This is a genomic window from Dietzia sp. NPDC055343 (genome assembly GCF_053645265.1).
Window position 1 is genome coordinate 16396 of sequence record NZ_JBSHMJ010000020.1, and the last position, 25472, is coordinate 41867.

At 69.9% G+C, this 25472-nt stretch carries 27 protein-coding genes and 1 pseudogene; 4 read left to right on the forward strand and 24 right to left on the reverse strand.

Annotation, left to right across the window (positions count from 1 at the left end; genetic code table 11):
• The first annotated feature begins 4 nt into the window (after nucleotides 1-4).
• The 4 genes and pseudogenes from ACWIE7_RS11000 to ACWIE7_RS11015 all read left to right on the forward strand — a co-directional run bounded on the left by ACWIE7_RS11000 (nucleotide 5) and on the right by ACWIE7_RS11015 (nucleotide 3705).
• The gene (locus ACWIE7_RS11000; RefSeq protein WP_454069263.1) at nucleotides 5-169 is read left to right on the forward strand and encodes a hypothetical protein; all 165 of its coding nucleotides are present in this window, start codon (nucleotides 5-7) and stop codon (nucleotides 167-169) included.
• Nucleotides 170-273: 104 nt separating this feature from the next.
• On the forward strand, nucleotides 274-1113 hold the full coding sequence (locus ACWIE7_RS11005) for a phage major capsid protein (protein WP_454069264.1): 840 nt from the start codon (nucleotides 274-276) through the stop codon (nucleotides 1111-1113).
• Nucleotides 1110-1430 (forward strand): hypothetical protein, encoded by a 321-nt coding sequence (locus ACWIE7_RS11010; protein WP_454069265.1) that lies wholly within the window; start codon nucleotides 1110-1112, stop codon nucleotides 1428-1430. Before ACWIE7_RS11005 ends, ACWIE7_RS11010 begins: the two co-directional genes overlap by 4 nt.
• A gap of 507 nt (nucleotides 1431-1937) precedes the next feature.
• Nucleotides 1938-3705 (forward strand): annotated as a pseudogene (locus ACWIE7_RS11015) (MDR family MFS transporter).
• Between the two features lie 100 nt (nucleotides 3706-3805).
• Here the strand turns inward: ACWIE7_RS11015 and ACWIE7_RS11020 are convergent.
• The 24 genes from ACWIE7_RS11020 to ACWIE7_RS11135 all read right to left on the reverse strand — a co-directional run bounded on the left by ACWIE7_RS11020 (nucleotide 3806) and on the right by ACWIE7_RS11135 (nucleotide 25350).
• A complete protein-coding gene (locus ACWIE7_RS11020) occupies nucleotides 3806-4255 on the reverse strand; it encodes an SRPBCC family protein (RefSeq protein WP_230931270.1) in 450 nt (149 codons plus the stop codon).
• A 128-nt stretch (nucleotides 4256-4383) separates the two neighbouring features.
• The gene (locus tag ACWIE7_RS11025) at nucleotides 4384-5043 is read right to left on the reverse strand and encodes an MBL fold metallo-hydrolase (protein WP_454058669.1); all 660 of its coding nucleotides are present in this window, start codon (nucleotides 5041-5043) and stop codon (nucleotides 4384-4386) included.
• Nucleotides 5040-6125 carry an S-(hydroxymethyl)mycothiol dehydrogenase gene (locus ACWIE7_RS11030; protein WP_454058668.1) on the reverse strand — a complete coding sequence of 362 codons (1086 nt, stop codon included), beginning with the start codon at nucleotides 6123-6125 and terminating at the stop codon, nucleotides 5040-5042. The genes ACWIE7_RS11025 and ACWIE7_RS11030 overlap by 4 nt, the downstream gene beginning before the upstream one ends.
• A gap of 138 nt (nucleotides 6126-6263) precedes the next feature.
• The gene (locus tag ACWIE7_RS11035; RefSeq protein ID WP_452100160.1) at nucleotides 6264-6992 is read right to left on the reverse strand and encodes a M23 family metallopeptidase; all 729 of its coding nucleotides are present in this window, start codon (nucleotides 6990-6992) and stop codon (nucleotides 6264-6266) included.
• 176 nt (nucleotides 6993-7168) lie between these two features.
• Complete coding sequence (gene pyk, locus ACWIE7_RS11040; protein ID WP_452100161.1) at nucleotides 7169-8587, reverse strand: pyruvate kinase; 1419 nt, start codon at nucleotides 8585-8587, stop codon at nucleotides 7169-7171.
• Between the two features lie 79 nt (nucleotides 8588-8666).
• A complete protein-coding gene (gene lgt / locus ACWIE7_RS11045) occupies nucleotides 8667-9644 on the reverse strand; it encodes a prolipoprotein diacylglyceryl transferase (protein ID WP_454069266.1) in 978 nt (325 codons plus the stop codon).
• The gene (gene trpA, locus ACWIE7_RS11050) at nucleotides 9641-10432 is read right to left on the reverse strand and encodes a tryptophan synthase subunit alpha (RefSeq protein ID WP_454069267.1); all 792 of its coding nucleotides are present in this window, start codon (nucleotides 10430-10432) and stop codon (nucleotides 9641-9643) included. Before trpA ends, lgt begins: the two co-directional genes overlap by 4 nt.
• Entirely contained in the window at nucleotides 10429-11724 is a 1296-nt protein-coding gene (gene trpB, locus ACWIE7_RS11055) for a tryptophan synthase subunit beta (protein WP_452100204.1), read from the reverse strand. The genes trpA and trpB overlap by 4 nt, the downstream gene beginning before the upstream one ends.
• Nucleotides 11725-11790: 66 nt before the next feature.
• Nucleotides 11791-12603 carry an indole-3-glycerol phosphate synthase TrpC gene (gene trpC, locus ACWIE7_RS11060; protein WP_454069268.1) on the reverse strand — a complete coding sequence of 271 codons (813 nt, stop codon included), beginning with the start codon at nucleotides 12601-12603 and terminating at the stop codon, nucleotides 11791-11793.
• Nucleotides 12604-12701: 98 nt separating this feature from the next.
• Nucleotides 12702-13349, reverse strand: coding sequence for a TIGR02234 family membrane protein (locus ACWIE7_RS11065; protein ID WP_454058667.1), 648 nt, complete (start codon nucleotides 13347-13349; stop codon nucleotides 12702-12704).
• Complete coding sequence (locus ACWIE7_RS11070; RefSeq protein WP_454069269.1) at nucleotides 13346-14920, reverse strand: anthranilate synthase component I; 1575 nt, start codon at nucleotides 14918-14920, stop codon at nucleotides 13346-13348. Before ACWIE7_RS11070 ends, ACWIE7_RS11065 begins: the two co-directional genes overlap by 4 nt.
• Nucleotides 14917-15096 carry a tautomerase family protein gene (locus ACWIE7_RS11075; RefSeq protein WP_230931280.1) on the reverse strand — a complete coding sequence of 60 codons (180 nt, stop codon included), beginning with the start codon at nucleotides 15094-15096 and terminating at the stop codon, nucleotides 14917-14919. Before ACWIE7_RS11075 ends, ACWIE7_RS11070 begins: the two co-directional genes overlap by 4 nt.
• 5 nt (nucleotides 15097-15101) lie before the next feature.
• Nucleotides 15102-15455 (reverse strand): phosphoribosyl-AMP cyclohydrolase, encoded by a 354-nt coding sequence (gene hisI, locus ACWIE7_RS11080; RefSeq protein ID WP_452100167.1) that lies wholly within the window; start codon nucleotides 15453-15455, stop codon nucleotides 15102-15104.
• Nucleotides 15452-16225: an imidazole glycerol phosphate synthase subunit HisF gene (hisF, locus tag ACWIE7_RS11085; protein ID WP_452100168.1), complete on the reverse strand. Its 774-nt coding sequence runs from the start codon at nucleotides 16223-16225 to the stop codon at nucleotides 15452-15454. Before hisF ends, hisI begins: the two co-directional genes overlap by 4 nt.
• A gap of 7 nt (nucleotides 16226-16232) precedes the next feature.
• The gene (locus ACWIE7_RS11090; RefSeq protein WP_454058665.1) at nucleotides 16233-17147 is read right to left on the reverse strand and encodes an inositol monophosphatase family protein; all 915 of its coding nucleotides are present in this window, start codon (nucleotides 17145-17147) and stop codon (nucleotides 16233-16235) included.
• 55 nt (nucleotides 17148-17202) lie between these two features.
• Nucleotides 17203-17952, reverse strand: coding sequence for a bifunctional 1-(5-phosphoribosyl)-5-((5-phosphoribosylamino)methylideneamino)imidazole-4-carboxamide isomerase/phosphoribosylanthranilate isomerase PriA (gene priA / locus ACWIE7_RS11095; RefSeq protein WP_452100170.1), 750 nt, complete (start codon nucleotides 17950-17952; stop codon nucleotides 17203-17205).
• A gap of 5 nt (nucleotides 17953-17957) precedes the next feature.
• Entirely contained in the window at nucleotides 17958-18218 is a 261-nt protein-coding gene (locus ACWIE7_RS11100) for a hypothetical protein (RefSeq protein ID WP_454058664.1), read from the reverse strand.
• A 22-nt stretch (nucleotides 18219-18240) separates the two neighbouring features.
• Nucleotides 18241-18906: an imidazole glycerol phosphate synthase subunit HisH gene (gene hisH / locus ACWIE7_RS11105; RefSeq protein ID WP_454069270.1), complete on the reverse strand. Its 666-nt coding sequence runs from the start codon at nucleotides 18904-18906 to the stop codon at nucleotides 18241-18243.
• Nucleotides 18903-20150: an MFS transporter gene (locus ACWIE7_RS11110; protein WP_452100173.1), complete on the reverse strand. Its 1248-nt coding sequence runs from the start codon at nucleotides 20148-20150 to the stop codon at nucleotides 18903-18905. Before ACWIE7_RS11110 ends, hisH begins: the two co-directional genes overlap by 4 nt.
• Before the next feature lie 7 nt (nucleotides 20151-20157).
• Nucleotides 20158-20781 (reverse strand): imidazoleglycerol-phosphate dehydratase HisB, encoded by a 624-nt coding sequence (gene hisB, locus ACWIE7_RS11115; RefSeq protein ID WP_344996245.1) that lies wholly within the window; start codon nucleotides 20779-20781, stop codon nucleotides 20158-20160.
• A complete protein-coding gene (locus tag ACWIE7_RS11120; protein ID WP_454058663.1) occupies nucleotides 20778-21917 on the reverse strand; it encodes a histidinol-phosphate transaminase in 1140 nt (379 codons plus the stop codon). Before ACWIE7_RS11120 ends, hisB begins: the two co-directional genes overlap by 4 nt.
• The gene (gene hisD / locus ACWIE7_RS11125) at nucleotides 21914-23251 is read right to left on the reverse strand and encodes a histidinol dehydrogenase (RefSeq protein WP_454069287.1); all 1338 of its coding nucleotides are present in this window, start codon (nucleotides 23249-23251) and stop codon (nucleotides 21914-21916) included. Before hisD ends, ACWIE7_RS11120 begins: the two co-directional genes overlap by 4 nt.
• A gap of 174 nt (nucleotides 23252-23425) precedes the next feature.
• Nucleotides 23426-24172 (reverse strand): ABC transporter ATP-binding protein, encoded by a 747-nt coding sequence (locus ACWIE7_RS11130; RefSeq protein ID WP_454069271.1) that lies wholly within the window; start codon nucleotides 24170-24172, stop codon nucleotides 23426-23428.
• A gap of 122 nt (nucleotides 24173-24294) precedes the next feature.
• Nucleotides 24295-25350, reverse strand: coding sequence for an FtsX-like permease family protein (locus tag ACWIE7_RS11135; RefSeq protein WP_454069272.1), 1056 nt, complete (start codon nucleotides 25348-25350; stop codon nucleotides 24295-24297).
• Nucleotides 25351-25472 lie beyond the last annotated feature (122 nt).

Here is a 25472-nt window from a genome sequence, read left to right on the forward strand (position 1 = left end):
CCGTATGGCGAACGAGAAGAAGGCAGCAGCCCAGGAAGCGATCCTGGACGCAATCATCGGATATGCCCCGCGAGCCGGCAACGCCGAAGCTATTCGCAATCTCGCCGAGGCATACAGCCTCGTAAGGACCGGAGAGCCGGGCAAGGAACGACGCGCAGCCGCGATCTAGCGTCACTGTGACATAATGGCGGGGACGGTCCTGGTGGCCGTCCCCGTCAGTGTCCTGGTGGCACGGGTAGAGACCACTCCCCGACGCCTTGAAAGGGCACCGCCATGACACAGACCACCGCCGACTACCCGATCCACATTCGGGAACACGTCGCCTCCCTCCTCGTACAGCCGCTCGAGACCACCTCTTTCGTGCTCTCCTCCGGCGTTCGGATCTTCGACTCCGCAAACCCGCTCCGCATCCCCCGCCTGGTCTCCTCCGGCGAGGTCGGCTACGTCGGTGAGGGCGAGGAGATCCCCGACGAGTACGAGGCCCAGTTCGCTGAGATCACCCTCATGCCGACTGACCGCAAGTCCATCAAGCGGATCACCCGCTACACCAACGAGCTCCTGCGCATGTCGACCGCCGGCCTGGACTCGATCCTCAAGACCCGCCTCGTCGGAGACGTCGCTTCCAAGCTCGACGACGAGCTCCTCGCCGGCACCGGAGCCTCCGGCGGCATCACCGGCATCCTCAACCAGGCCGGCACTCAGGCCGCCGAGCTGGACCTGACCACTGCGGACACGTTCCTCGACGCGCTCGCGCTGACCACCGCGGCCGAGGTCACCCCGAACCGTTGGTTCATGAACGGCTCGGACTTCATCACCGTCCGCAAGATCAAGGACACCGCCGGGAAGTACCTCCTCGAGTCGGACCTGACCCGCGACACCACCTACCGGCTGTTTGGCATCCCGGTGACCGTCACGAACAAGGTGCCGGCCGGTAAGGCGATCCTCGCGGACACTTCCCAGATCGCCGTCGTGCGCGACGTCAACCCGTCGATCACCGTCCTGACCGAGCGGTACGCCGAGTTCGACGAGGTCGGCATCCGCGTCGTCTGCCGTTACGACCTCGGCCTCCTCCACCCGGAGGGTGTCGTGGTCCTGAGCACCGCGACGCCGTGACCGACGGTCAGCGGGTAGCTGACTTCCTCGGCCGGGGCGACGACGACACACTTGTCGCCCTGGCCGGTCAGCACGTCGAGATCATCACCGCCATGGCTCAGGCGTACACCCGCGGCCGAGGCTTCGTCCAAGGTGTCCCGGCCGCCGACCTGGACGCGGTAATCACCACCGCCACGGCCCGCATGGTGGCGAACCCGGAGCAGCTCCCGAAGGACCAGACCGCCGGCCCGTTCTCGCAACGCACCTACGCCGGGTTCAAGGGCTGGTCACTGGCCGAGACGTTCGTCCTCGACAGGTACCGCAAGAAGGCCCTGTAGGGCTCATGGGGCAGGTGTTCGACCGTGAACACCTGCCCTCGGTACGCAGAGAGTACGCAGGAGATCCACTCCGCAACTTCACCCGCCAATAAGCGACACCGCGTTACCGCAGGTAGAAGCATTATCGTCAATATCGGCCACAACTCCCCCACCTGGGACAACAGGTCTAGATCGGATTCAAAACCCGTCCAGTGTCGGTTCGAGTCCGACCGGGGGCACCACGTACGGCCGACCCTCTCCCGCCCTGTCCGTCAGACGTGTCCCCCGGACCGTCATTCGACGTCGGACGGCATGGACCCCACATATATTCGCGTGGCATCCGGCTGCTCCCCGCCGTTCTCTGCGGGGCGCCGCTTCCCGGATCCCTGATCCGTAAGAGGAGACTCGTTGACGACCCCGAAATCCGTGGCACCCGACACAGGCGACGACCGCGGTGGTACCGACCAGAGTGGTTCCGACGGCAGTGAACTGAGCCGCAGACAGATACTCGTCATCCTCGCCGGCCTCATGGCCGCGATGTTCCTGTCCAGCCTCGACCAGACCGTGGTCTCGACGGCGATCCGGACCATCGCCGACGACCTGGACGGGCTCAGCGCCCAGGCATGGGTCACCACGGCGTACCTGCTGACGTCGACCATCTCGACACCCCTGTACGGGAAGTTGTCCGACATCTACGGACGCAAGCCGTTCTTCATCGTGGGCATCATCATCTTCGTGGCCGGTTCGATACTGAGCTCGTCCTCCACGTCGATGTACGAACTCGCCGCGTTCCGCGGTTTCCAGGGCCTCGGCGCGGGCGCCCTGATGTCGCTGTCGCTGGCCATTCTCGGTGACATCCTCCCGCCCCGCGAGCGCGCCAAGTACCAGGGCTACATGCTGGCGGTCTTCGCCACGTCGTCGGTGCTCGGCCCGCTCATCGGCGGGTTCTTCGCCGGTACGAGTTCCATCCTGGGCATCGCCGGGTGGCGGTGGGTCTTCCTGGTCAACGTCCCGATCGGGGCGATCGCACTGACCATGGTCATCCTCACCCTCAACGTGAAGAACGTGCGGGTGCAGCAGCGGGTGGACTGGGCGGGCGCGGCCGCCATCATCGTGGCGCTCGTCCCGCTGCTGGTCGTCGCCGAGCAGGGCAGCACGTGGGGTTGGGGCTCGCCCATCGCGCTGGTGTGCTACATCGTCGGTGTTCTGGGCATCGGCGTGTTCGTCATCGTCGAGGCCCGCGCCGGCGACCACGCCCTGATCCCCTTGAGGCTGTTCCGCGATCGCACGTTCACGATCATCACCATCGGCAGCGTCATCGTGGGCATGGCCATGTTCGGGGGGCTGATGACCCTGCCGCTGTACATGCAGATCGTGCACGGCGCCGACCCTATGAAGTCCGGTCTCATGATGCTGCCGCTCGTGGTGGGCATGATGGGCGCCTCGATCGTCTCGGGCCAGCTCATCTCCAAGACCGGCTACATCCGCGGGTACCCGATCGCCGGTACCGCCATCGCCGCGGTGGGGCTGTTCCTGCTATCGACAATCGATGCCCACACCTCGCTGTGGCTGGTGATGGCCTACATGTTCATCATGGGGATCGGCCTGGGTAACTGCATGCAGCCGCTGACCCTGATCATCCAGAGCACGGCGAGGCCCCAGGAGATCGGCGTGGCCACCGCCGCTGCCACGTTCTTCCGTCAGCTCGGCGGCACCGCCGGCGTCGCGGTCTTCCTGTCCATCCTGTTCAGCCGCGTCGGAGGGGCGATCCGCGACCAGCTCGAGATCGCGGAGAAGAACGGCAGCCTCGCACGCGGGATCCGGGAAGGTCTGGCCGACCCGTCACTGCGGCAGGACAAGGAGGCCTACTCGATCCTGGAGGCCCTCGCGGATCCCGGCGGCGGGGCGGCGGGGGGCGCTCGAGGCCGCGACCAAGGATTCCGCCGTGATCAACCGTCTCCCGGCTGCCGTCGCGTACCCGTTCGAGCAGGGCTACGCGCTGAGCATGTCCAGCATCTACCTGGTGGCCGGGATCCTGGCCGTCATCGCCACGGTGGTCCTGTTCTTCCTGCCCCGCATCGTGCTGCGGACGACCTCACCGCAGGCGGACGCCGCCCGGGCCGCTGCAGCGGCCGCGGCCTCCGGCACACATCCGGAGGCCGCGGAGGTCGCCGCCACTCCAGCCCCGGTCGTGGCGGACGGTCCGGAGACTCCGGACGTGGGCGGAGCGACCGACCCCCGCGGGGCCGGAGGGGCGACGACGACGAGCAGTTCCCCGCCCGACCCGGCCCGCTGAGGCGCGGACACCCGGCGGGCCTGCCCGGGCCCCGACCGAGCAGGCCCGCCGACCGGACGAACGCTACCGTCCGGCGGGCTCCCCGTTCTGACTGCGCACCCTACTTCTCGGCGTCGGCCTTGAGGTTGGTCAGCAGCTCGTGCTGGATCCGCTTGAGGCCGGCCGGGGCGAAGGTGCGCTCGAAGAAGCCACCGACTCCCCCGGCGCCGTCCCACGAGGTGGTCATCTCGACCAGCGAACCGCCGGTGGCCTCCCGCACGGTGTAGGTCGTGGCCATGGAGGAGTTCGCGTCCTGCTCCACGAGTGACCAGTGTCCGGCGGCGTCCTCGACCGTGACGCTCACCTTGACGTCGCGGCTGCGCTTCTTGGTGGCCTGGAGGTGCCAGGCGGCGACGGTGCCCTGGCCCTGCCCGCCCTCGATAAGCCGGTAGGCGCTGAACTGCTCGGGCTGGATGCGTGGGCGCACGCCCGCATAGTCGGCGATAGCCGTGGTCACGGCCTCGACTGGCGCCTCGATGACGATGGTGTTGGTGGCGGTGACCCTGGCCATGTGTGGTGTTCCTCCTCGCGAGGCCCGACCTGGTCGCGGACCGGTGTTCGCCGGGCCGGCACCCACGGACGGGCGCGTCGGACAGGAACCATCCTGCCCGACGCGCCCGTCACTGTGCGAGGTGCGGATCAGTGCCCGCGTCGGATCCACTCCTCCAGGTGCGGGGACTCGTCCCCGACCTTGGTGCCGTCGCCGTGGCCGGTGTGCACGAGTGTCTCGGCTGGCAGGGTGAGGATGCGCTCCCGGATCGAGGTGATGATGGTCGGGAAGTCCGAATACGAACGCCCGGTGGCGCCCGGCCCCCCGGAGAACAGGGTGTCACCGGAGAACAGGACTCCCGCCTCGGGGACATGGAAAACACATGATCCCGGCGAATGACCGGGGGTGTTCATGACGTCGACCCGCGTGCCCGCGATCTCCAGCTTCTGACCGTCCGCGAGGTCTCCGTGGGACACGTCGGGATGGGTCTCGTCCCACAGCATCTGATCGCCGGGGTGCACCAGAATCGGGGCGTCGAGTTTCTCGGACAACTCGGGGGCCACCGTGATGTGGTCGTTGTGGGCGTGCGAACACAGGATGCCCTTGACCTTGCGTCCGGCCACCGCGTCGATGATCGGCTGAGCGGTGTGGGCGGCGTCGATCACGAACACCTCGGAATCGTCACCGAGGATCCAGATGTTGTTGTCCACCTCCCATTCGCCGCCGTCGAGCGCGAAGATCCCGCTCGTGACGACCTTCTCGATACGCAGCCCGCCGGTGTGGCTGGCACTGGTGTAGGTCTCGCTCACAACGTCACCACCGATCGCAGGACAGAGCCCGCCTTCATCGCATCGAACGCCGCCTCGACCGCGTCGATACCGATCCGCTCCGAGACGAACTTGTCCAACGGCAGACGACCCTGCAGGTGCAGATCGACGAGCATCGGGAAGTCGCGCTCCGGCAGGCAGTCCCCGTACCACGAGGACTTGAGGGAGCCGCCACGACCGAAGAAGTCGAGCAACGGCATCTCGAGTCGCATCTCCGGGGTCGGGACGCCGACCAGGACCACGGTCCCGGCGAGGTCTCGCGCGTAGAAGGCCTGCTCGTAGGTCTCCGGACGACCGACCGCATCGATCACCACGTCCGCGCCGAACCCTCCGGTGAGCTCCTGGATCGCCGTCACCGGGTCCGTCCCTCGCGAGTTGACCGTGTGGGTGGCGCCGAAGTCCTTGGCCCATTCGAGCTTGGTGTCATCGATATCGACCGCCACGATCGTCGAGGCGCCGGCGAGCCGGGCGCCGACGATGGCCGCGACGCCCACTCCGCCACACCCGATGACCGCGACCGACTGGCCACGGCTCACGCCGCCGGTGTTGACGGCGGCGCCGATGCCGGCCATCACGCCGCATCCGAGCAGGCCCGCTACGGCCGGATCGGCCGACGGATCCACCTTGGTGCACTGGCCCTCGTGCACGATCGTCTTGTCGATGAACGCGCCGATACCGAGCGCGGGCGTGAGCTCGGTGCCGTCGGTCAGCGTCATCTTCCCGGAGGCGTTGTGGGTCGCGAAGCAGTACTGCTGCTGGCCGCGCTTACAGGCCCGGCACTCGCCGCACACCGCGCGCCAGTTGAGAACCACGAAATCGCCCTCGGCCACGTGCGTGACGCGCTCGCCCACGGTCTCCACGATGCCCGCGGCCTCGTGGCCGAGCAGGAACGGGTACTCGTCGTTGATCCCGCCGTCGCGGTACGCGAGGTCCGTATGGCAGACCCCACACGCCTGCACGCGGACGATGACGTCGTTCGGTCCGGGGTCGGGGACCACGATGTCGACCAGCTCGACCTCGGCCCCCTTGCTGCGGGCGATGACGCCCTTGACGGTCTGCGACATTGATCGCCTCTCCGCTAGATCTGAATACTCCCGCACCACTGTGTCAGAAAGCCCGACCGGTGGCGCGACAACAGCTCGCGCCCCGCCTCCCGGGTGGGAGACGGGGCGCGAGATCAGGTGTCGAGCCGGGCCGAAGTATCAGACGACGACGCCGTTGCCGCGCAGCCACGGCACCGGATCGATCCACTGGCCGGCGGCGTTGCGGACGCCGAAGTGCAGGTGCGGGCCGGTCGAGTATCCGCGGTTGCCGACGGTGCCGATGACCTGGCCGGCGTTGACGCGCTGGCCGACGGAGACGTAGTTCGTGTCGTTGTGGCCGTACTCCAGCAGCTCGCCGTCATCGGTCTGGATCCGGATCCACAGGCCGTAACCGGACGCGGGCCCTGCGGCGACGACCTGGCCGGACTTGGCGGCGTACATCGGGGTGCCGATGGGCGCCCCGAAGTCGGTGCCGTTGTGGAACGTGCCCCACCGCGGGCCGAAGCCCGAGGTGATGGGGCCGTGGGTGGGTGCGTGTGCGCCCCCGACGCCCGGGACGCCCAGCGAGCCGAGCATGGACGGATCGATCGCGAAGTCGTTCGCGTAGTCGCGCAGCTGCTGCTCGTTCAGCCCGATGCCCTGGATCACACCCTGTGCCATCTCGGCGAGCTGGTCGGGATTGACCTCCGCCGACTGGGCGGAGGCGGCGGGAGCGGCGGCCATGGCGACGCCACCGGAGAGAGCTGCACCGGCGACGGCGCCGGCGACGAGGCGACCCATCCGGGCCGACGAACGAACTGCACGGTGACGGCCGGTGGCCGCAACGGAGCCATCGACACCGAGCCGGTCGGCGAGCTCGGCGAAGGGGATGCGAGTGGCGTCGGTCATCAGGGAAACCTCAAAGTCTGTTGCGGGGTAGAGCAGAGGGCCGACCGGCTTCCCCGGTGGCCTCCAAAAAGGTAACAGAACTGTATCGGTGCTGTCACGCCAAAAAAACAAATAGGCGCAAAGATGCCGGTCAGCGAACTGCTGACCGGCACCTACGCGACGTTATCCGACAGTGATCAGTGGTCGGCCTCGCCCATCCGGTGGACCAGGATGAAGTTCGTCGACCCCTCGACGCCCGGCACGTTCCCGGCCACGAGCACGATGAGATCGTCCTCGTTGTAGCCCTCGAGCGGGAGCAACATCTCATCGGTGACCTTGACGACCTCCGCGGTGTCGTTGATCCGGTCGGTGAGGAACGTCTCGGTGCCCCACGTCAACGCCAGCTGGCTGCGGATCCTCGGGTCGCCGGTGATCGCGATGAGCGGCAGGTGACTGTGCAGACGCGCCAACCGCCGCACGGTGTCACCGGTGGAGGTGACCGCGACCAGAGCCTTCGCCCCCAGCCGCTCGCCGATCTCCTTGGCCGAGTACGAGATCACGCCGCGCTTCGTGCGCGGGATGTGGACGAGGTCCGGCGCCGCGGTGGAGTCCGACTCGACGGCGAGGGCGATCGACGACATCGTCCGCACCGCGTCGATCGGGTACTTGCCCACGGAGGTCTCCCCGGACAGCATCACCGCGTCCGCGCCGTCGAGCACTGCGTTGGCCACGTCAGACGCCTCCGCCCGAGTCGGCCGGGAGTTCCCGATCATCGACTCCAGCATCTGGGTCGCGACGATCACGGGCTTGGCGTTCTCACGGGCGATCTGGATGGCCCGCTTCTGGACGAGCGGCACCTCCTGGAGCGGCAACTCCACGCCGAGATCACCACGGGCGACCATGATCGCGTCGAACGCCAGCACGATGGCTTCGAGGTTCTTGATGGCCTCGGGCTTCTCCAGCTTGGCGATGACCGGCGCATGGATGCCGACCTCATCCATGATCTCGTGCACCAGGTCGACGTCGGCCGGGGAACGGACGAACGACAACGCGATGAAGTCCACGCCCAACTCGAGCGCGAAACGCAGGTCCGCGATGTCCTTCTCACTCAGCGCGGGGACCGAGACGTTCATTCCGGGCAGGGAGACGCCCTTGTTGTTGGAGACCGTGCCGCCCTCCGTGACCAGGCAGTGCACATCCTCTCCCTCGACCCGCTCGACGGTGAGGCCGATGTTGCCGTCATCCACGAGCAGCCGGTCGCCGGGGCGCGCGTCATCCGCGAGCCCCTTGTAGGTGGTGGAGACGCGCTCCTTGGTGCCCTCGACCTCCGCGACGGTGATGACCACGCGGTCGCCCTCCGCCCAGACGTGGCTGCCCTCGATGAAGCGGCCGAGCCGGATCTTGGGCCCCTGGAGGTCGGCGAGCACGCCCACCGCGCGGCCGGACTCGTCCGAGGCCTTACGGACCCAGCGGTAGTTCGTCTCGTGATCGGAATGCTCGCCGTGACTGAAATTCAGTCGCGCGACGTCCATTCCGGCGTCGACGAGTTCACGGATGCCGGCTTCGGAGGCGACGGCGGGACCCAGGGTGCAGACGATCTTCGTACGACGGTTCACCCGGACCAATCTAGTCCCCTCGGTCGGACTGCCGGTGAACCGGACGTCAACGACCGGCCAACGGGGGTGCTTCCCCCGACTATCCGGTGTTGTCGCCTCCCGCCGGGCGGTGCGAGTCGGCGCCGGCACGGCCGGGTGCCGGGTCGTCGGCGTTGTCCGAGGGGACGGTGTTGTCCGAGGCGACAGTGTTGTCCGAGGCGACGGTGTCGGCCTCGTCCGCAGCTCGCAGCTCCGCGGGTTCCTCGCGGCCCCGACGGGCCCGCCAGACGTAGATCAGCGCCACCACCATCACGACCACCGAGACGATGGTGTTGATGCGGAGACCGAACACCAGTGTCGCTTCGTCGGCGCGCATGAGCTCCACCCAGAACCGACCGAAGCAGTACAGCGCCACGTACAGGGCGAAGACGCGGCCGTGGCCGAGCCGGAACCGGCGGTCGACCAATACCAGGACGACCGCCACGAGAACGTTCCACACCAGCTCGTAGAGGAACGTGGGATGGACGGTCGCGAGCACCTGGCCGGTGGATCGCCCGATGGTCTCGGAGTAGCCGTAGGTCTCGTCGTAACGTTGGTAGATCTCCAACGCCCACGGCACATCGGTCTCGCGACCGTAGAGCTCCTGGTTGAAGTAGTTGCCCAGTCGGCCGATGCCCTGCGCCAACACGATGCCGGGCGCCACGGAGTCGCCGAACGCGCCGATGGCACGGATGCCCTGTTGCCGCAGGCCGATGTAGGCACCGAGCGCGCCGAACAGGACGGCGCCCCAGATCCCGAGGCCGCCGTCCCAGATCTTCAGCGCGTCGACGGGGTTCTTCCCCTCACCGAAGTAGCGGTACCAGTCGGTCGCGACGTGATAGACGCGGCCGCCGATCAGTCCGAAGGGAATGGCCCACAACGCGGTGTCGATGACCACGCCGGCCCGACCGCCGCGGGAAACCCAGCGCTTCTCGCCCCACCAGATCGCCACGACGATCCCGAGGATGATCCACAGCGCATAGGCGCGCAGCGGCAGCGGCCCGATCTCCCACACCCCCTGCGGCGGACTGGAGATCATGACGGACGCCCCGGCCGGCGCACGCCCTCGGCGAGCTCGGCGGTGAGTCGGCCCAGTTCCCCGAGTCCCTCCAACGCGGCGGTGATCAACGCGGAACCGACGATCACGCCGTCGGCGTACGAGGCGATCTCCGCGGCCTGGTCGCCGTTGCGGACCCCGAGTCCGACGCCACAGGCCAGACCCGAGAGCTCGCGCACACGGGCCGTGAGCACCTCGGGGGCGTCCGTGACGACGTCACGGGCGCCGGTCACACCCATGACCGCCTGGACATAGACGAACCCGCCGGTCTGCGCCAGCGTCATGGCGAGGCGCTCCGGCGTGGACGACGGCGCGACCAGGAATACCCTGTCCACGCCATGCGCATCGGTGGCCGCGATCCACTCGTCCGCCTCGTCCGGGATGAGGTCCGGGGTGATCACTCCGGCTCCACCGGCCTCGGCGAAGTCGGCGGCGAACCGCTCCACGCCGTACTGCAGGATCGGATTCCAGTAGCTCATCACCGCCGGCACGGCGCCGGCCTCGGCGACGGCGCGGACCACCTCGAAGGTGTCGCGAACCCGGAAGCCGGCCTCGAGCGCGGTGTTGGCGGCCGCCTGGATGGTCGGGCCGTCCATCATCGGGTCGGAGTACGGGATACCCACCTCGACGACATCGCACCCATTGGCCACCATCGTGCGCACGGCCTCGATCGATCCCTCGAGTGTCGGATACCCGGCCGGGTAGTACCCGATGAGCGCGGCCCGGTCCTCGGCCCGGCACCGCTCGAACACGTCACTGAGAACGCTCATCCCTCGACTCCCCCGTCCGCGTACGCACCCTCGCCGTCGTCGTCGGTCTGGCGTGAATCAACCCCGGCCTCGGGCGGGGCGCCCCCGTCCAACAAGCCGAACCACCGGGCGGCGGTGTCGACGTCCTTGTCTCCTCGACCCGACACGTTGACCAGGATCAGCCCGACGCCCTCGGCGGCGAGCTGGGCCGCGCCCGCGACCGCGTGCGCGGACTCGATCGCCGGGATGATGCCCTCGGTGCGGCACAGCTGGGCGAAGGCATCCATGGCCTGCGAGTCCGTGACCGGGCGGTACTCGGCCCGGCCGACCTCGGACAGGTGTGAGTGCTCCGGCCCGACACCGGGGTAGTCCAAACCCGCGGAGATGGAATGCGACTCGATGGTCTGGCCGTCCGCGTCCTGCATCAGGTGCGCGTACGAGCCCTGGAAGACGCCCGGGCGGCCGGCGTTGACGGTGGCCGCGGTCCGCCCGGTGTCCACACCGTCCCCGCCGGCCTCGCAGCCCACGAGTCGTACCGAGGCGTCGTCGATGAACGGATGGAACAGGCCGATCGCGTTGGAGCCGCCGCCGACGCACGCGACCGCCGCGTCAGGGAGCCTGCCGGCCTGGTCGAGCATCTGCGCTCGCGCTTCCGTTCCCACGATCCGCTGGAAATCACGGACCATCGCCGGGAACGGATGGGGCCCGGCTGCCGTGCCGAAGGCGTAGTAGGTGTCATCCGCCCGGGACACCCAGTCCCGCATGGCCTCGTTGATGGCGTCCTTGAGCGTGGCCGAGCCGATCTCCACCGCCTCGACCTCCGCGCCCAGCAGCCGCATCCGGGCCACGTTCAGCGCCTGGCGCCGCACGTCGACCGCGCCCATGTAGACCTTGCACTCGAGCCCCAGCAGCGCGCACGCGGTGGCCGTGGCGACACCGTGCTGACCGGCGCCCGTCTCGGCGATCACCCGCGACTTGCCCATCCGCTGGGCCAGCAGCGCCTGCCCGAGAACGTTGTTGATCTTGTGCGAGCCCGTGTGGTTGAGATCCTCACGCTTGAGGAACACGCGGGCGCCCACCTCGGCACCGAACCGCTCCGCCTCGTACAGCGGTGACGGGCGTCCGGAGTAGTGACGCTGCAACCGGTCCAGCTCCCCGAGGTATCCCTCGTCTGCGCGCGCCTTGCCGTAGGCGTCGGTCACCTCGTCGATCACCGCCATGAGCGCCTCGGGGACATAGCGTCCGCCGAACAGCCCCCAGTGGCCCTTTTGATCGGGCTCGTGGTCGGTGGGGGTACGCAGAACGTCCCCCATCGTGGGAAGTGGTGGCAGATCGTAGGAATTCACGGTCCCAGTCTGCCGGAAGCCTGCGCAGAAGGCCTACCGGGGTCCCTGCGGGCAGGAGGGGTGGGCACCCGCCGTGGCCAGCGAGTTGCACGCCGCCCGCGGATCGCCCTGGGTCACCAGGCCCTCGCCCACGAGGACCGCGTCCGCGCCCACACTCGCGTACGCCAGCAGATCCGAGGCGTCGCGAACGCCGGACTCCGCGATCTTCACGACACCCGACGGCAGGCCAGGTGCGATGCGGGAGAACACGTCACGGTCGACCTCGAGGGTCTTGAGGTTGCGGGCGTTGACCCCGATGATCGTGGCACCGGCCTCGAGAGCGCGGTCCGCCTCCTCCTCGGTGTGCACCTCCACCAGTGCGGTCATGCCCAGGGACTCCGTACGGTCGAGCAGCGAGACCAGCGCCTCCTGCTCGAGCGCCGCGACGATGAGCAGGACCAGGTCCGCTCCGTGCGCCCGGGCCTCGTGGATCTGGTACGGACCCACGACGAAGTCCTTACGCAGCACGGGAATGTCCACGGCACGGCGCACGGCGTCGAGATCCGCCAGGCTGCCGTTGAACCGGCGCTCCTCGGTCAGGCAGGAGATGATCCGCGCGCCACCGTCCTCGTACATCCGGGCCAGCACGGCGGGATCCGGGATGTCGGCGAGCTGCCCCTTGGACGGGCTCGCCCGCTTCACTTCGGCGATGACCCCGACACCAGGGTCACGCAGCACCTTGAGCGCGTCGCGCGGTGCGGGGGCGGATTTGGCCGCCTTCTTCACCGACTCCAGGTCGATAACCGCCTCGCGGGCCGCGACGTCCTCGCGGACCCCGTCGAGAATCGAGTCGAGCACGGTGCCCACCGTGACCTCCCTCAGTAGAAATGGGGGAAAAGTGTGATCGAGATCAACAATAGAGGTCCGCGGCGAGGTTCCCGAATCGGGTCCGCCCCGCGGGTCCGTCACACTGTCGGATCGCGCCCGTCATCCAGGTCCTGCCACAGGTCACGGCCGGAGTCGGGATCCGACTCAACAGTCGTAGCGGCGTCCTGTCGACGGGCGGCGGGCGTGACGTACCGATCGTCGCGGCTCACCGCCCGCGCCGGCCGGAGGATGACGACGACGCCGGCGGCCAGGAGCGCGAACGCGCCAGCGCCGGTCGCCGCGGGGCCTGCCGCCCGCGCGGAGATCTCGGTGATCTGCGACCACTCCGGGACCGCTGCCGACCCCTCGGCACCCGGTCCCGCGTCCGTACGGGCCTGCCCCTCGCTGCTCGTGACGACCGAGTGGGCTCGATCAGTGTCGATGTCGCCCACGCCGGAGAGCACCAGCAACACCGCTGCGAGGCCCAGCAGTGCGATGACCGCGCCGATAACCCGTGCACCGATTCCCCGCACCAGGGCGACGGCGGCGATCGCCGCTACCGCACCGAGCGCCAAGGGCACCAGGGCGGGCTGCCAATCGCTCCCGGTCAGGCTCCGGACGACCTCGCCCGACTGGTCGTTGAAGGCCACCACCTCGAGCCAGGTGGCCCGGGAGGCCAGCCACAACAGAACCGCGGCCACGAGAAGCAGGACGACGGGGACCAGAAGGCGCGCACGCTGCGTCACCGCGACTCCCCCTCGTCGATCCGGTCCGCGAGGCCCGGGTCCGCGGCGTCCCGCAGCGTCTCCGCGGACGCCACGGCGCGCAGGACCGCCATCGCCTTGTTGCGGCACTCCTCGTCCTCGGCGGCCGCCACGGAGTCCGCGACGATCCCCGCGCCCGCCTGGACGTAGGCGGTGCCGTCCTTGATCACCGCCGACCGGATAGCGATCGCCTGATCGGTGTTGCCCGCGAAATCGACGTATCCGACCACTCCCCCGTACACCCCACGGCGGGTGTCCTCGAGATCCTCGATGATCTGCAGTGCACGCGGCTTGGGCGAGCCGGAGAGGGTGCCGGCCGGGAAGCAGGCGGTCACCGCGTCGATGCCCGAACGTCCGTCGGCCAGCCTCCCGGTCACCGTGGACACGAGGTGCATGACGTGGCTGTACCGCTCCACCTCACGGAACTCGGTCACGGTCACCGTGCCCGGCTCGCAGACCCGGCCCAGGTCGTTCCGGCCGAGGTCGACGAGCATGAGGTGCTCGGCATTCTCCTTGGCGTCGTCCACCAGATCCTTGGCGAGCAGGGCGTCGTGCTCGTCGTCGTCGCCCCGGGGCCTCGTTCCCGCGATCGGGTGCGTCGTCGCCATCCGGTCGGTGACCGTCACCAACGCCTCGGGACTCGAGCCGACGATCGTGAACGCCGTGCCACCGAACCCGTCCTCGCCGGAGCCGTCCGGGATGGTCATCAGGAACATGTACGGGCTGGGGTTGGTGGTACGCAGGATCCGGTAGACGTCCCGCGGCGAGGCCGAGGTGTCCACCTCGAACCGCTGGCTGATCACCACCTGGAACGACTCGCCGGCGTGGATCTGCTCGATGATGTTCGCGACGCGGGAGTGGTAGGTCTGCTCATCGATGCGGCGTCGGACCTCGGGCGTCGCGGCGTCGAACACGCTGACCCCGCCGCTCCCGGGAGCGGCGAGTCGGGCCGTCATCGACTCCACTCTGGCCACCGCGTCCTCGTAGGCCTGCTCGATCCGCTCATCGCTACCGTCCCAGTTGACGGCGTTGGCGATGAGATGGATGCGCCCCTCGTGGTGATCGAACGCGGCCAGGTCCGTGGCCAGCAACTGCACCAGTTCGGGCACCTGCAGGTCGTCTGTCGTGTCCGGCTCGATCCGTTCGAGCCTGCGCACGATGTCGTAACCGAGATAGCCCACCATGCCGGAGGTCAGCGGCGGCAGGCCCTCGATCTGGTCCGTGCGCAGCAGTTCGAGAGTGCGGCGCAGCGCCGTCAACGGGTCGCCGCCCGTCGGCGCCCCGGCGGGCACGCTCCCCCACCAGGTCGCCTCACCCGCCTCATCGACCGTCAGCGCAGCGGCCGCACCGCAGCCGATGAACGACCACCGCGACCACGACCTGCCGTGCTCGGCCGACTCGAGCAGGAACGTGCCCGGCCTGTCGTCGGCGAGCTTGGCGTAGGCCGACAGCGGGGTCTCGGAATCGGCGAGGACCGTACGGACGACCGGCACCACACGGTGTCCGGCCGCCAGGGCCCGGAACTGCTCGAGAGTCGTGGTCCGGGTGCTCATCCGAGAACCCTGCCCCCCACGCCGAAGGAGTCGTGAGGCATGTCGGCGACATGGACCCACACCTTGGCAGCGTCCTTGCCCGCTGCCTCGGCGTAGGCCGCGGTCACCGCGTCGATGACACGGGCTTTGTCCGCGGCGGGCATGCCGGCGAGCTGGTTGATCTGGATGAAGGGCACTGGGCTCAGTCCTCCCGGAGAAGTGTGGCGGTGTCGAAGCAGCTGGTGGTGCCGTTGTGGCAGGCCGCACCCGTCTGGTCCACGCGCAGCAGCACGGTGTCGCCGTCGCAGTCGATCTCGACGCTGCGCACGGCCTGGACGTGCCCGGAGGTCTCGCCCTTCACCCACCGCTGCCCGCGGGAGCGCGAGAAGTACACCCCGCGACGGGTCGCGAGGGTCTCGGCGAGGGCGGCGTCGTCCATCCAGGCCATCATGAGCACGCGATTCGACGTCGCGTCCTGGACGACCGCCGCGACAAGGCCGTCTTCCGTGCGGGAGAGTCGCCCGGCGATCGCCGGGTCGAGGACGTGGTCGCTCATCGGACCGTGATCCCCTCGGCCGCCATCGCCTTCTTGACGTCCCCGACGGTCATGTCCCCGAAGTGGAACACGCTGGCCGCGAGCACCGCATCGGCGCCCGCGTGGACGGCGGGCGCGAAGTGCTCCACCGCCCCGGCCCCGCCCGAGGCGATGACGGGGATGCTGACCGCCTCGCGGACCGCGCGCAGCATCGCCAGATCGAAGCCCGCCTTGGTGCCGTCCGCGTCCATCGAGTTGAGCAGGATCTCGCCCACTCCGAGCTCCTGGCCACGCTTCGCCCACTCGACCGCGTCGATGCCGGTCCCCCGGCGCCCGCCGTGGGTGGTGACCTCCCAACCGGACGGGGTGGGCTGCTCACCCTCCGGCACGGTGCGTGCGTCGACCGACAGGACGATGCACTGCGAGCCGAAGCGGCGGCTGAGCTCACCGAGCAGCTCGGGGCGGGCGATGGCGGCGGTGTTGACGCTGACCTTGTCGGCGCCGGCGCGCAGCAGCTGGTTCACGTCGTCCCCGGTCCGGACGCCGCCCCCGACAGTGAGCGGGATGAAGATCTGCTCGGCGGTCCGCCTGACCACGTCGATCATGGTGCCGCGCCCGGACGACGACGCGGTCACGTCGAGAAACGTCAGCTCGTCGGCTCCCTGCTCGCCGTAGGCGGCCGCCAACTCGACCGGGTCGCCGGCGTCTCGCAGGTCCAGGAAGTTGACCCCCTTGACCACACGGCCCGCGTCGACGTCCAGACAGGGGATCACTCGGGTTGCAAGAGTCATGATCGGTTCACCGTCCTCCCTCGAGCCACGGACGAGGGCTCTCGGGTTCCGGGGCCGCCCGTCGACGACCCGCTTCGAAGAAATTGCCCGGCTCGCCGAGCTGCGTGACTGTATCCAGGACCTCGGCATGGGCCCGCGGGGACGCCGCCAGGATCGACTGCGACCGGGTGGACCACTGCTCGCCCGCCAGGTCCGTGACCACACCCCCGGCGGCCCGGATATGCGACGCGCCCGCCGCGTTGTCCCAGGCGTAGTTCCCGAAGCTCACCGCGGCCGACAGCCTGCCCGAGCCCACGAACGCGAGGTCCACCCCGGTGGAACCGAACTTCCGTGTCCGGGCGGCGGCCAGTGTGAGCTGCTCGAAGACCTCGCGGCGGTAGGCCGGAGGGTAGGTGGCCCGGGCCCCGGTGTTGAGGGAGCCCAGACCGAGCGCGACGTCGCGGATCGACACGTCGGGCAGGGCGGGCACGATCTCGTCGTTCTCCCGGAGCGGGCCGCCGGCCACGGACGTGAAACGCAACCCCAGCAGTGGCAGCCACGTCAGGCCCAGAACCGGCTGGCTCTCGTGGACCAGCGAGACCAGGATTCCCGTCGTGGGGATGCCGAGTGAATAGTTGGCGGTGCCGTCGATCGGGTCGACGACCCACAGCGTGCCCGTGTTGATGGGAGGGCCGCCGTACTCCTCCCCGTGGACCTCGAGCCCGGTGCCTTCACGCAGTTCATCGGAGATGCGGCGCTCGAGCTCCAGATCGAACTCGGTGGCGAAGTCGGTTCGACTGCTCTTGGTCTGGACCCCCGGCGCTCCGAGGCCCTCGATGAACCGGGGCGTGGCCTCGTCGAGGACCCGGGTGGCGAGCGCGAGCGCCTCGACCGGGTCGACGGGGAGATCCGTCGGCAGGGTGTTTCCGGGCTGATCTTCCATCTCGGGCCTCCTGCTCGAGGTCATGCTGCGGGTGCCTACCAGGTGGTCGGGGCGCTCAGCGGGTGCTCACCGCGGCGAGTGCCTCGGGCAGCGTGAAGCGGCCGGCGTACAACGCCTTCCCGACGATCGCCCCTTCGACGCCCTGCGGGACGAGCGAGGCGATCGCCTCGAGGTCCGCGACCGAGGACACGCCACCGGAGGCGACGACCGGCGCGTCGGTGGCGGCGCACACCTGCGAGAGCATCTCGAGGTTGGGGCCGCCCAGCATGCCGTCCTTGGAGACGTCCGTCACGACGTAGCGTGCGCACCCGTCACGGTCCAGGCGCTCGAGCACCTCCCAGAGGTTGCCGCCGTCGGAGACCCACCCGCGGCCACGCAGCCGGGGGTCCCCGTCCACGACTCGGACATCCAGCCCCACGGCGATCCGGTCACCGTGGCGGGCGATCGCCGAACGGCACCAGTCGGGGTTCTCCAGGGCGGCCGTGCCCAGGTTCACGCGCGCGCAGCCGGTCGCCAGAGCGGCCTCCAACGACTCGTCGTCGCGGATACCGCCGGACATCTCGACCTTGACGTCGAGCGTGCCCACCACCTCGGCGAGGATTTCCCGGTTGCTCCCGCGGCCGAACGCCGCATCGAGGTCGACGAGGTGCACCCACTCGGCTCCATCGCGCTGCCACTGCATCGCGGCATCCAGCGGCGATCCGTAGGAGGTCTCTGTCCCCGCCTCGCCCTGGACGAGGCGGACGGCCTGCCCGTCAGCGACATCGACAGCGGGCAGGAGTTCGAGGTAAGAAGCGTTGCTCACGGGGGTCAGCCTAGTCCGTGCGGGCCGGGGTCACCGTCATCGGCCACCTCGCCCGTGGAGTCGTCCCCGTACTCCGCGCGGATCGCGCGGTCGGTGACTCTGCTCGACGCCACACCCATCGCCACGATGGTCAGGACGATCCCGGCGAGCGCCGCCACCGCACGGCCGACCGGGCCTACCGGGAGCACCGCCACCACGACCGCGGTGAGTGCGAGCCCGAGCACGCCCGCGCCCGCCACCCACAGCGCGAGCGCGGCGAAAGACACCGGCGCCGGGGACCTTCCTCCCCTAGCCAATGGCGCGGATCCAGTTCTCGAGAAGCTGCAGTCCGGCATCCCCGGATTTCTCCGGGTGGAACTGGGTGGCGGTCAGTGGTCCGTTCTCCACCGCGGCCACGAACCGGGTCCCGTGCGCCGCCCAGGTGACGTCGGGCGCGCGGAGGTGATCGGACGGCTCCATCACCCAGTCCCTGACCCCGTAGGAGTGGACGAAATAGAAGCGCTCGTCGGCAGGCATGCCGGCGAACAGGGCGGAGTGCTCCGCCGCCTCGACCGTGTTCCAGCCCATGTGCGGCAGGACGGGCGCCTCGAGCCTCTCGACGACCCCCGGCCATTCCCCGCAGCCCGCGGCCCCGGCGGACTCCGCGTGCTCACCGTCGGCGAACTCCAGCCCGCGGTCGAACATCACCTGCATACCCACACAGATCCCCAGGACCGGGCGGGAGCCGGCGAGACGCTCGCCGATGATCCGAGGGCCTCTGACGGCCTCCAGACCCTGCATGCACGCGGCGAACGCACCGACACCCGGGACAACCAGCGCCTCTGCCTCGGTGGCCACCCGCGGATCGGAGGTGACGTCGACGGTCGCTCCGACACGCTCGAGGGCGCGCCGGGCCGACAGCAGGTTGCCGGATCCGTAGTCCAGAATCGCCACCCGCGTGGCCGTTGAGCTCATCCGTTCACCTTATCGCCGGAATCGGGCAGGGGCAGTTCGCGAGGGGGTCTGGTGCGCCTGGCGTTCACGGCGGCGGGGCCGCCCACGACCAGGACGATCCCGGCGGCCACGGTGAACAGGACCACGTAGCCGAAGCCCGCGAGCCCGCCCATGACGATCGAACCGAGACCGGTCCCCGTGTCGAACGAGATGTTCCACGAGGCCGACGCCGTCCCCAGCCGGGACCGCGGCATCCGTTCGAACGAGCCGACCAGGGCGTCGTTCTGTACCGCGCCGAACCCGAGTCCGAAGACCACGGTGGGCACGAGGAACCACCACGGATTCACCCCGATCGACAGCAGCACGGCGATGCCGGCCATGCCGAGAGCCGCGAAGCCCAGCCCCGGCCAGACCAGGGCGCCCGGGCCCTGCCGGTCCGAGATCAGCCCCGCGAAGGTGCGACCGATGATCACACCGACCCCGAGGAGACCGAGTCCCACACCGGCGACGACCGCCCCGCTGCCATGGACGATCTCGTCGAGCGCGGGAGACAGAAACGAGGCCGCGGCCCCGTAGGGAAGAGAGACCGCGAGCATCACCAGGAACGGCCCGGCCAGAAGCACGAGGACCTGTCTCGAACTCATGGCGGCGAGGTCCGACGGCTCCGGTGGGGTCGGGTAGACCCGCGGCAGGCGGGCCGCGGCAACCAGCCCGACGACCCCGAACGCCGTCGCGCTCCAGGCGACCGCAGGGAGACCGAACCCATCGAGAAGCCACAGTCCCGCCGGGAGGAACAGCGCCTCGGAGATCCCGATCGCCAGGCCGATCAGCGAGGTGGCTCGGCCGAGCATGCCCGGCGGTGCGAGTTCGGCCACCAGGGCCGAGCCGGCGACGGTCATCATGCCGAAACCGGCCCCGCGGACCCCGCTGATCGCGAGAACCGCGAACGGACCGTCGAACACCGCCAACAGCCCGGAGGGCAGACCGAGGAGCGAACTACCGATCGCGAGAACCCAGCGATAGCCGATCGCCGCGGTGATCCTCGGGGTGATCAGCTGGAACAGGACGGTGACCGTCATGAACACGCCGGTCGTCGCGCCGGCGACGACCTCACTGCCGCCACCGCGGACCACCGCGAGCGGCACGACGGGCAGCAGCAGCGAGAACCCACCGAAGGCCAGCAGGACCAGGGCGAAGGCCGCGAGGACCCCGGGGGTCCGGGTCAGTTGCGACAACGCACCCGGTTTGGCGGCACGCGGGGTCACGCCGGCATCACAGTGCACCCTTGGTGGACGGGATGCCGGTGATGCGCGGATCGGGCTCGACGGCCGCGCGCAGCGCGCGGGCCACCGCCTTGTACTCGGCCTCGGTGATGTGGTGCGGATCGCGGCCGTAGTGGACGCGGACGTGCAGTGCGATCCGGGCGTTGTAGGCCAGTGTCTCGAAGACGTGCTTGTTGAGCACGGTGCCGTACGGCGCGCTGTCGTGGCCGATCACGACGTAGCCGATCATCATGTCGGGCTCGCCGGTGTGGACGCAGTAGGGACGCCCCGAGACGTCGACGACGGCCTCGGCGAGCGTCTCGTCCATCGGCAGGGAGCACTGTCCGAACCGACGGATCCCGCGCTTGTCGCCCAGCGCCCGGCCGAGGGCCTGGCCCAGCACGATGGCGGTGTCCTCCACGGTGTGGTGGGCCTCGATGTCGACGTCACCGGTCGCCCGGACGGTCAGATCGAACGCGCCGTGCTGGCCGAAGGCGGTGAGCATGTGGTCGAAGAACGGGACCCCCGTGGAGATGTCCGTCTGTCCGGTCCCGTCGAGGTCGATCTCCACGACGATCGACGACTCCCTGGTCGTCCTCTCGACCCGGCCCCGCCGCGTGGTCTGCTCACTCATCGCTTCTCCTCTGTCAGTGGCCCGAGTTCCTCGGCCGCCAGGTCGGCGCTCACCTGCAGCAGCCGGTCGTTCTCTTTCTCGAGCCCGATGGTCGCACGAAGTCGTCCGGGGATGCCCACGTCGCGGATGAGCACGCCGGCGTCGAGATACCGCTGCCACGCGCGCGCGGCGTCGGTGAAGGGGCCGTAGAGCACGAAGTTGGCCTCGCTCGGCAGCACCTCGTACCCCTGTTCCTCGAGGCCTGCGGTCACCCGCTTGCGTTCGTCGGCCAGCAGCGCGACGGAGGCGAGCGTCTCCTCCGCGTGACGTAGCGCGGCACGTGCGGCCGCCTGCGTGACCATCGACAGGTGGTACGGCAGCCGCACCAACAGGACGGCCTCCACGAAGGAGGGGTCCGCGGCGAAGTAGCCGAGCCGCCCGCCGGCGAACGCGAACGCCTTGCTCATCGTCCGCGAGACCACCAGCTTGGCCGGGTATTCGGCCAGCAGAGTGCACGCGCTCGGCGACGGCGAGAACTCGGCGTACGCCTCGTCCACCACCACGATCCCCGGCGCCGCGTCGAGCAGGCGCCGCAGGTCGTCGAGGTCCACGACGTGCCCGGTCGGATTGTTGGGGGTCGTCACGAACAGCACGTCGGGGCGGCACTCCACGAGGGCGGCCTCCGCGGCGTCGATGTCGATCGACAGATCCGCGGCGCGCTCGACCGGGATCCACCGGGTGTCGGTGCCGGCCGCCAGGATCGGGTGCATCGAGTAACTTGGGACGAATCCCATGGCGCTGCGGCCCGGCCCGCCGAACGCCTGGAGCAACTGCTGCAGGATCTCGTTGGAGCCGTTGGCCGCCCACACCATGTCCGCATCGAGCGGCACCCCGGTCTGGCGGGCAAGGTACCCGGCCAGATCGGTGCGCAGCCCCACCGCGTCCCGGTCCGGGTAGCGGTTGAGATCGGCGGCCGCCTCGGAGACGGCGGCGGCGATGTCCGCGACCAGCTCCGCACTCGGCGGGTGCGGGTTCTCGTTGGTGTTGAGCTGTACCGGGACCTCGAGCTGCGGGGCGCCGTAGGCACTGCCACCCCGGAGGTTGTCCCGCAGCGGGAGGGCGTCCAACCCGACGCCCGGGCGGGGCGCGGCGGTCACTGCTCCTCCCCTGCGGTGAGGTCCTCGAACCGCGCGCGGACGGCTTCGCCGTGCGCGGGCAACCGCTCGGCGTCGGCGAGCGCGATCACGGTGGGCGCGATCTCCTTGAGCGCCGCCTGGTCGTAGTCCACGACGTGGATCCCTCGGAGGAAGGTCTGCACGCTCAGTCCCGAAGAGTGACGGGCGGTGCCGGAGGTGGGCAGGACGTGGTTCGAGCCGGCGGCGTAGTCCCCGAGCGGCACCGGCGAGTAGGCGCCGACGAAGATCGCGCCGGCGTTGCGCACCCGGGCGGCGTCGGCCGCGGAGTTGCGCGTCTGGACCTCGAGGTGCTCGGCGGCGTACGCGTCGACCACCTTCACTCCGCTATCGATGCCGTCGACCAGCACGATGGCCGACTGGGGCCCCTCGAGGGCCTCGCGGACGCGGTCGGCGTTGAGGGTGACCTCGTAGCGGGCCTCGATCTCACGCTCGACCGCGTCGGCGAAGGCCTGGGAATCGGTCACCAGGACGCTGGCCGCGTTCGGGTCGTGCTCGGCCTGGCTGATGAGGTCGTACGCCACGTGCACCGGGTCCGCCGACTCGTCGGCGAGCACCGCGATCTCGGTCGGGCCCGCCTCGGAGTCGATCCCCACCACGCTGCGGCACAGCCGCTTGGCCGCGGTCACGTAGACGTTGCCGGGCCCGGTGACGATGTCGACCGGCTCCAACTGCGCCCCCTCGGGGTCCTGCCCGCCGTAGGCCATCAGCGCGACCGCCTGCGCACCGCCGACGGCCCACACCTCGTCGACCCCCAGCAGCGAGCACGCCGCGAGAATCGTGGGGTGCGGCCATCCGTCGAAGTCCGCCTGCGGCGGCGAGGACACGACGAGCGACCCGACGCCTGCGACCTGGGCGGGGACGACGTTCATGATGACGCTGGACGGGTAGACAGCCTTGCCGCCCGGCACGTAGAGCCCCACGCGCTCGACCGGCACCCAGCGCTCGGTCACGAAGCCACCGGGGGCGACCTCGGTGACGGTGTCGGTGCGCTTCTGGGCCGAGTGGACGATGCGCGCGCGACGGATGGCCTCGACGAGCGCGTCACGGATATCCCTGTCCAGTTCCCCGGCCGCGCGGGCGATGACGTCCGCGGGCACCCGCACCGACCGCGGGCGGACGCCGTCGAACTTCTCGCCGTAGTCGAGCGCGACCGTGGGGCCGTGCTCCCTGACCGCCTCGACCACCGGGCGCACCGTGTCGATCACCGAGTCGACATCGGCGGCGCCGCGCGGGAGTGTGCGACGCAACTCGGCGGTGCCGAGCGTGCGACCGCGCAGGTCGATGCGGGAGAGCATGGGCATGGCCTTTCCTCGGGTTCACCAGGTCACGGGCGGCCCCGGGTCGGTCGAGATCCGGGAGGCCGGCGCGAAGCGCCCACGAGGCACGCGACCACCGCGAAACAGTCTAGTTGCGCTGTCGGCCATCGCGATCCGGCACACCTGAGAGGGTGCCCGGGGACGGTGGTCCCGTCAGACCACGGCTCCGTCGACGAGCCCCACCTGCGCATCGCACCGTGCGGCGTTGCGCGCGTCGTGGGTGACCAGCATCAGGGCCACGTCGAACTCGCGCGCGGTCCCCAGCAGGAGGTCCATGACCGCCTCACCGGATTCTGAATCCAGGGCGCTCGTCGGCTCGTCGGCCAGGAGCAGGGACGGCCGCCCCATCAGCGCGCGGGCGACCGCGACCCGCTGCCGCTGCCCGCCGGACAGCGCTCCGACGGATCGCCCGGCGGCGCCGCCGAGACCCACCACGTCGAGCAGTTCGTCGGCCCGACGCCGTGCGGCACGACGTGTCCGACCCGTCGGCCGGGCACCCAACCAGACCATGGCCTCGAGCTGTTCGCGCGGGGTGAGCGAGTCGATGAGGTTGGCCTGCTGGAACACGATCCCGATCTCGGTGCGTCGCAGCTCGGCGGCGCGGGCGCGGTCGACCATCGCCAGGTCGATGAGCGAGTCGGAGGTCCGGAGCCACACCTGCCCGGAGTCGGGGCGGGTCAGCGTGGCGGCCACCGCGAGCATGCTGGACTTGCCCGATCCCGAGGGGCCGGTCACCGCCAGGCTGCGGCCGCGATCGATCTCCAGGCTCACGTGGTCGACGGCGGTGACGCGTCCCTGTCCGTCCGGGTAGGTCAGGACGACGTCCTCCATCCGGAGGGTGGGGCCGGTGTCACCGGCCCGGTCTGTGGGGGCGGCGGTCGCGGCGTAGGCGGTGGTCATGGCGGTTCTCCTGATGGTGTCGATGGACGAGGAGTGGGTCGGGGAAGGTGAGGTGGGGCGCGACGGGGTGGCATGCGACGACGACAACGACGACGTCTGCAGCCGGCCTGCAGGGACCGGACTCATCGCGCGGCGCCCAGGGCGGAGTTGGGGTCGGCGGTCACGACGGGCCGCAGCGACACGGCGGCTCCGGCCAGGCCGAGGGCCACGAGGATCGCGGCCGGGAGCAGGGTCGTTCGGGCGGACACCACGAACGGCACGGCTCCGCCCACCGCGAGTCCGAAGAGCGCGGCGATCGCGACCCCGCCGCCCACTCCCACGACCAGCACGATCGCGGCCTGTCCGACCGAGTCCCTGACCACCGCGACGGTGGACGCGCCGAGGGCCTTGAGCACGGCCACGTCCCGGCGCCGCTGCATCCCCCACACGGCGAAGAACGCACCGACGACCAGTGCGGTCACGGCCAGCAGCATGTAGGTCATCGTGGTGAGCGAGGTGTTCTCGGCCCGGTGCGAGGGCAGTGCGCCCACGAGCCCGTCGCCGTCGACGAGCGCCAGCCCCGAACTATCGACCACCAGGTCCGGGTCGACCGCGTCCGCGTTCACCGCCACCGCCGTGGCGGGCCCGCCCCTGGGGGCCAGGCCGCGCCAGGTCTCGAGATCGGTCACCACGACCGGGGTGTGTGAATGCCAGAGGTCACCGGCCTGACCGGCCACTGCGAGGTCCGTTCCGTCGGCTCCGATCGAGCGGACGTCCGCGCCCAGCTCGTCGTCGATCCCGTCGGAGACCAGGGCCTGGCCACCTGCGGGCGGAGACACCGATCCCACCGGTGCGGACAGACCCACGGCGACGGCCGAGACGCCCGTCTCCGTCCCGTCGTCCAGGTTGATCCGCGCGATCCCCACGGGCACCACGGTGGGGTCCGACGCGGTGACGGCGTCGATCTGCTCGTCGGTGAGGGCGGCGCGGTCGAGATCGACGGGCCCGGACTCGTCGGCCGGGAGCACGAACGACGCGCCGCCCGATCCGAGAGACCGGAGCGCGGACACACTCTGGTTGGCCAGGCCGGCGGTGAGGCCGAGAAGGCCGGCGACGAGGACGGACAGCAGCAGGACGACGCCCGTGATGAGGGCGAAGCGCCACCGGGCGGTGCGCAGGTCACGCAGTGCGAAGAACATCGGGTTTCCTCTCGTGAAGGTCTGTCTCCACCCTCGTCGCGTCCGCGCGGATCCGAATCGGCCGTGGGGTTGGTTCCGCGGGCACGAACGGAGGACGCCCCGCTCCACCTTTCGATGGATGC

What these genes read in the sequence shown, in the direction of transcription:
- ACWIE7_RS11030 (WP_454058668.1), bottom strand. Translation starts at nt 6,125, where the DNA reads ATGTCGCAGACCGTCAAGGGCGTCATCGCCCGCAGCAAGGGGGCCGAG.
- ACWIE7_RS11005 (WP_454069264.1), top strand. Translation starts at nt 274, where the DNA reads ATGACACAGACCACCGCCGACTACCCGATCCACATTCGGGAACACGTC.
- ACWIE7_RS11135 (WP_454069272.1), bottom strand. Translation starts at nt 25,350, where the DNA reads ATGTTCTTCGCACTGCGTGACCTGCGCACCGCCCGGTGGCGCTTCGCC.
- ACWIE7_RS11000 (WP_454069263.1), top strand. Translation starts at nt 5, where the DNA reads ATGGCGAACGAGAAGAAGGCAGCAGCCCAGGAAGCGATCCTGGACGCA.
- ACWIE7_RS11070 (WP_454069269.1), bottom strand. Translation starts at nt 14,920, where the DNA reads ATGAGCACCCGGACCACGACTCTCGAGCAGTTCCGGGCCCTGGCGGCC.
- ACWIE7_RS11130 (WP_454069271.1), bottom strand. Translation starts at nt 24,172, where the DNA reads ATGACCACCGCCTACGCCGCGACCGCCGCCCCCACAGACCGGGCCGGT.
- trpA (WP_454069267.1), bottom strand. Translation starts at nt 10,432, where the DNA reads ATGAGCGTTCTCAGTGACGTGTTCGAGCGGTGCCGGGCCGAGGACCGG.
- lgt (WP_454069266.1), bottom strand. Translation starts at nt 9,644, where the DNA reads ATGATCTCCAGTCCGCCGCAGGGGGTGTGGGAGATCGGGCCGCTGCCG.
- ACWIE7_RS11035 (WP_452100160.1), bottom strand. Translation starts at nt 6,992, where the DNA reads ATGACCGACGCCACTCGCATCCCCTTCGCCGAGCTCGCCGACCGGCTC.
- hisI (WP_452100167.1), bottom strand. Translation starts at nt 15,455, where the DNA reads ATGAGCGACCACGTCCTCGACCCGGCGATCGCCGGGCGACTCTCCCGC.
- hisH (WP_454069270.1), bottom strand. Translation starts at nt 18,906, where the DNA reads ATGAGCTCAACGGCCACGCGGGTGGCGATTCTGGACTACGGATCCGGC.
- ACWIE7_RS11020 (WP_230931270.1), bottom strand. Translation starts at nt 4,255, where the DNA reads ATGGCCAGGGTCACCGCCACCAACACCATCGTCATCGAGGCGCCAGTC.
- hisD (WP_454069287.1), bottom strand. Translation starts at nt 23,251, where the DNA reads ATGCTCTCCCGCATCGACCTGCGCGGTCGCACGCTCGGCACCGCCGAG.
- hisF (WP_452100168.1), bottom strand. Translation starts at nt 16,225, where the DNA reads ATGACTCTTGCAACCCGAGTGATCCCCTGTCTGGACGTCGACGCGGGC.
- trpB (WP_452100204.1), bottom strand. Translation starts at nt 11,724, where the DNA reads ATGGGGGACGTTCTGCGTACCCCCACCGACCACGAGCCCGATCAAAAG.
- hisB (WP_344996245.1), bottom strand. Translation starts at nt 20,781, where the DNA reads ATGAGTGAGCAGACCACGCGGCGGGGCCGGGTCGAGAGGACGACCAGG.
- ACWIE7_RS11090 (WP_454058665.1), bottom strand. Translation starts at nt 17,147, where the DNA reads ATGGAAGATCAGCCCGGAAACACCCTGCCGACGGATCTCCCCGTCGAC.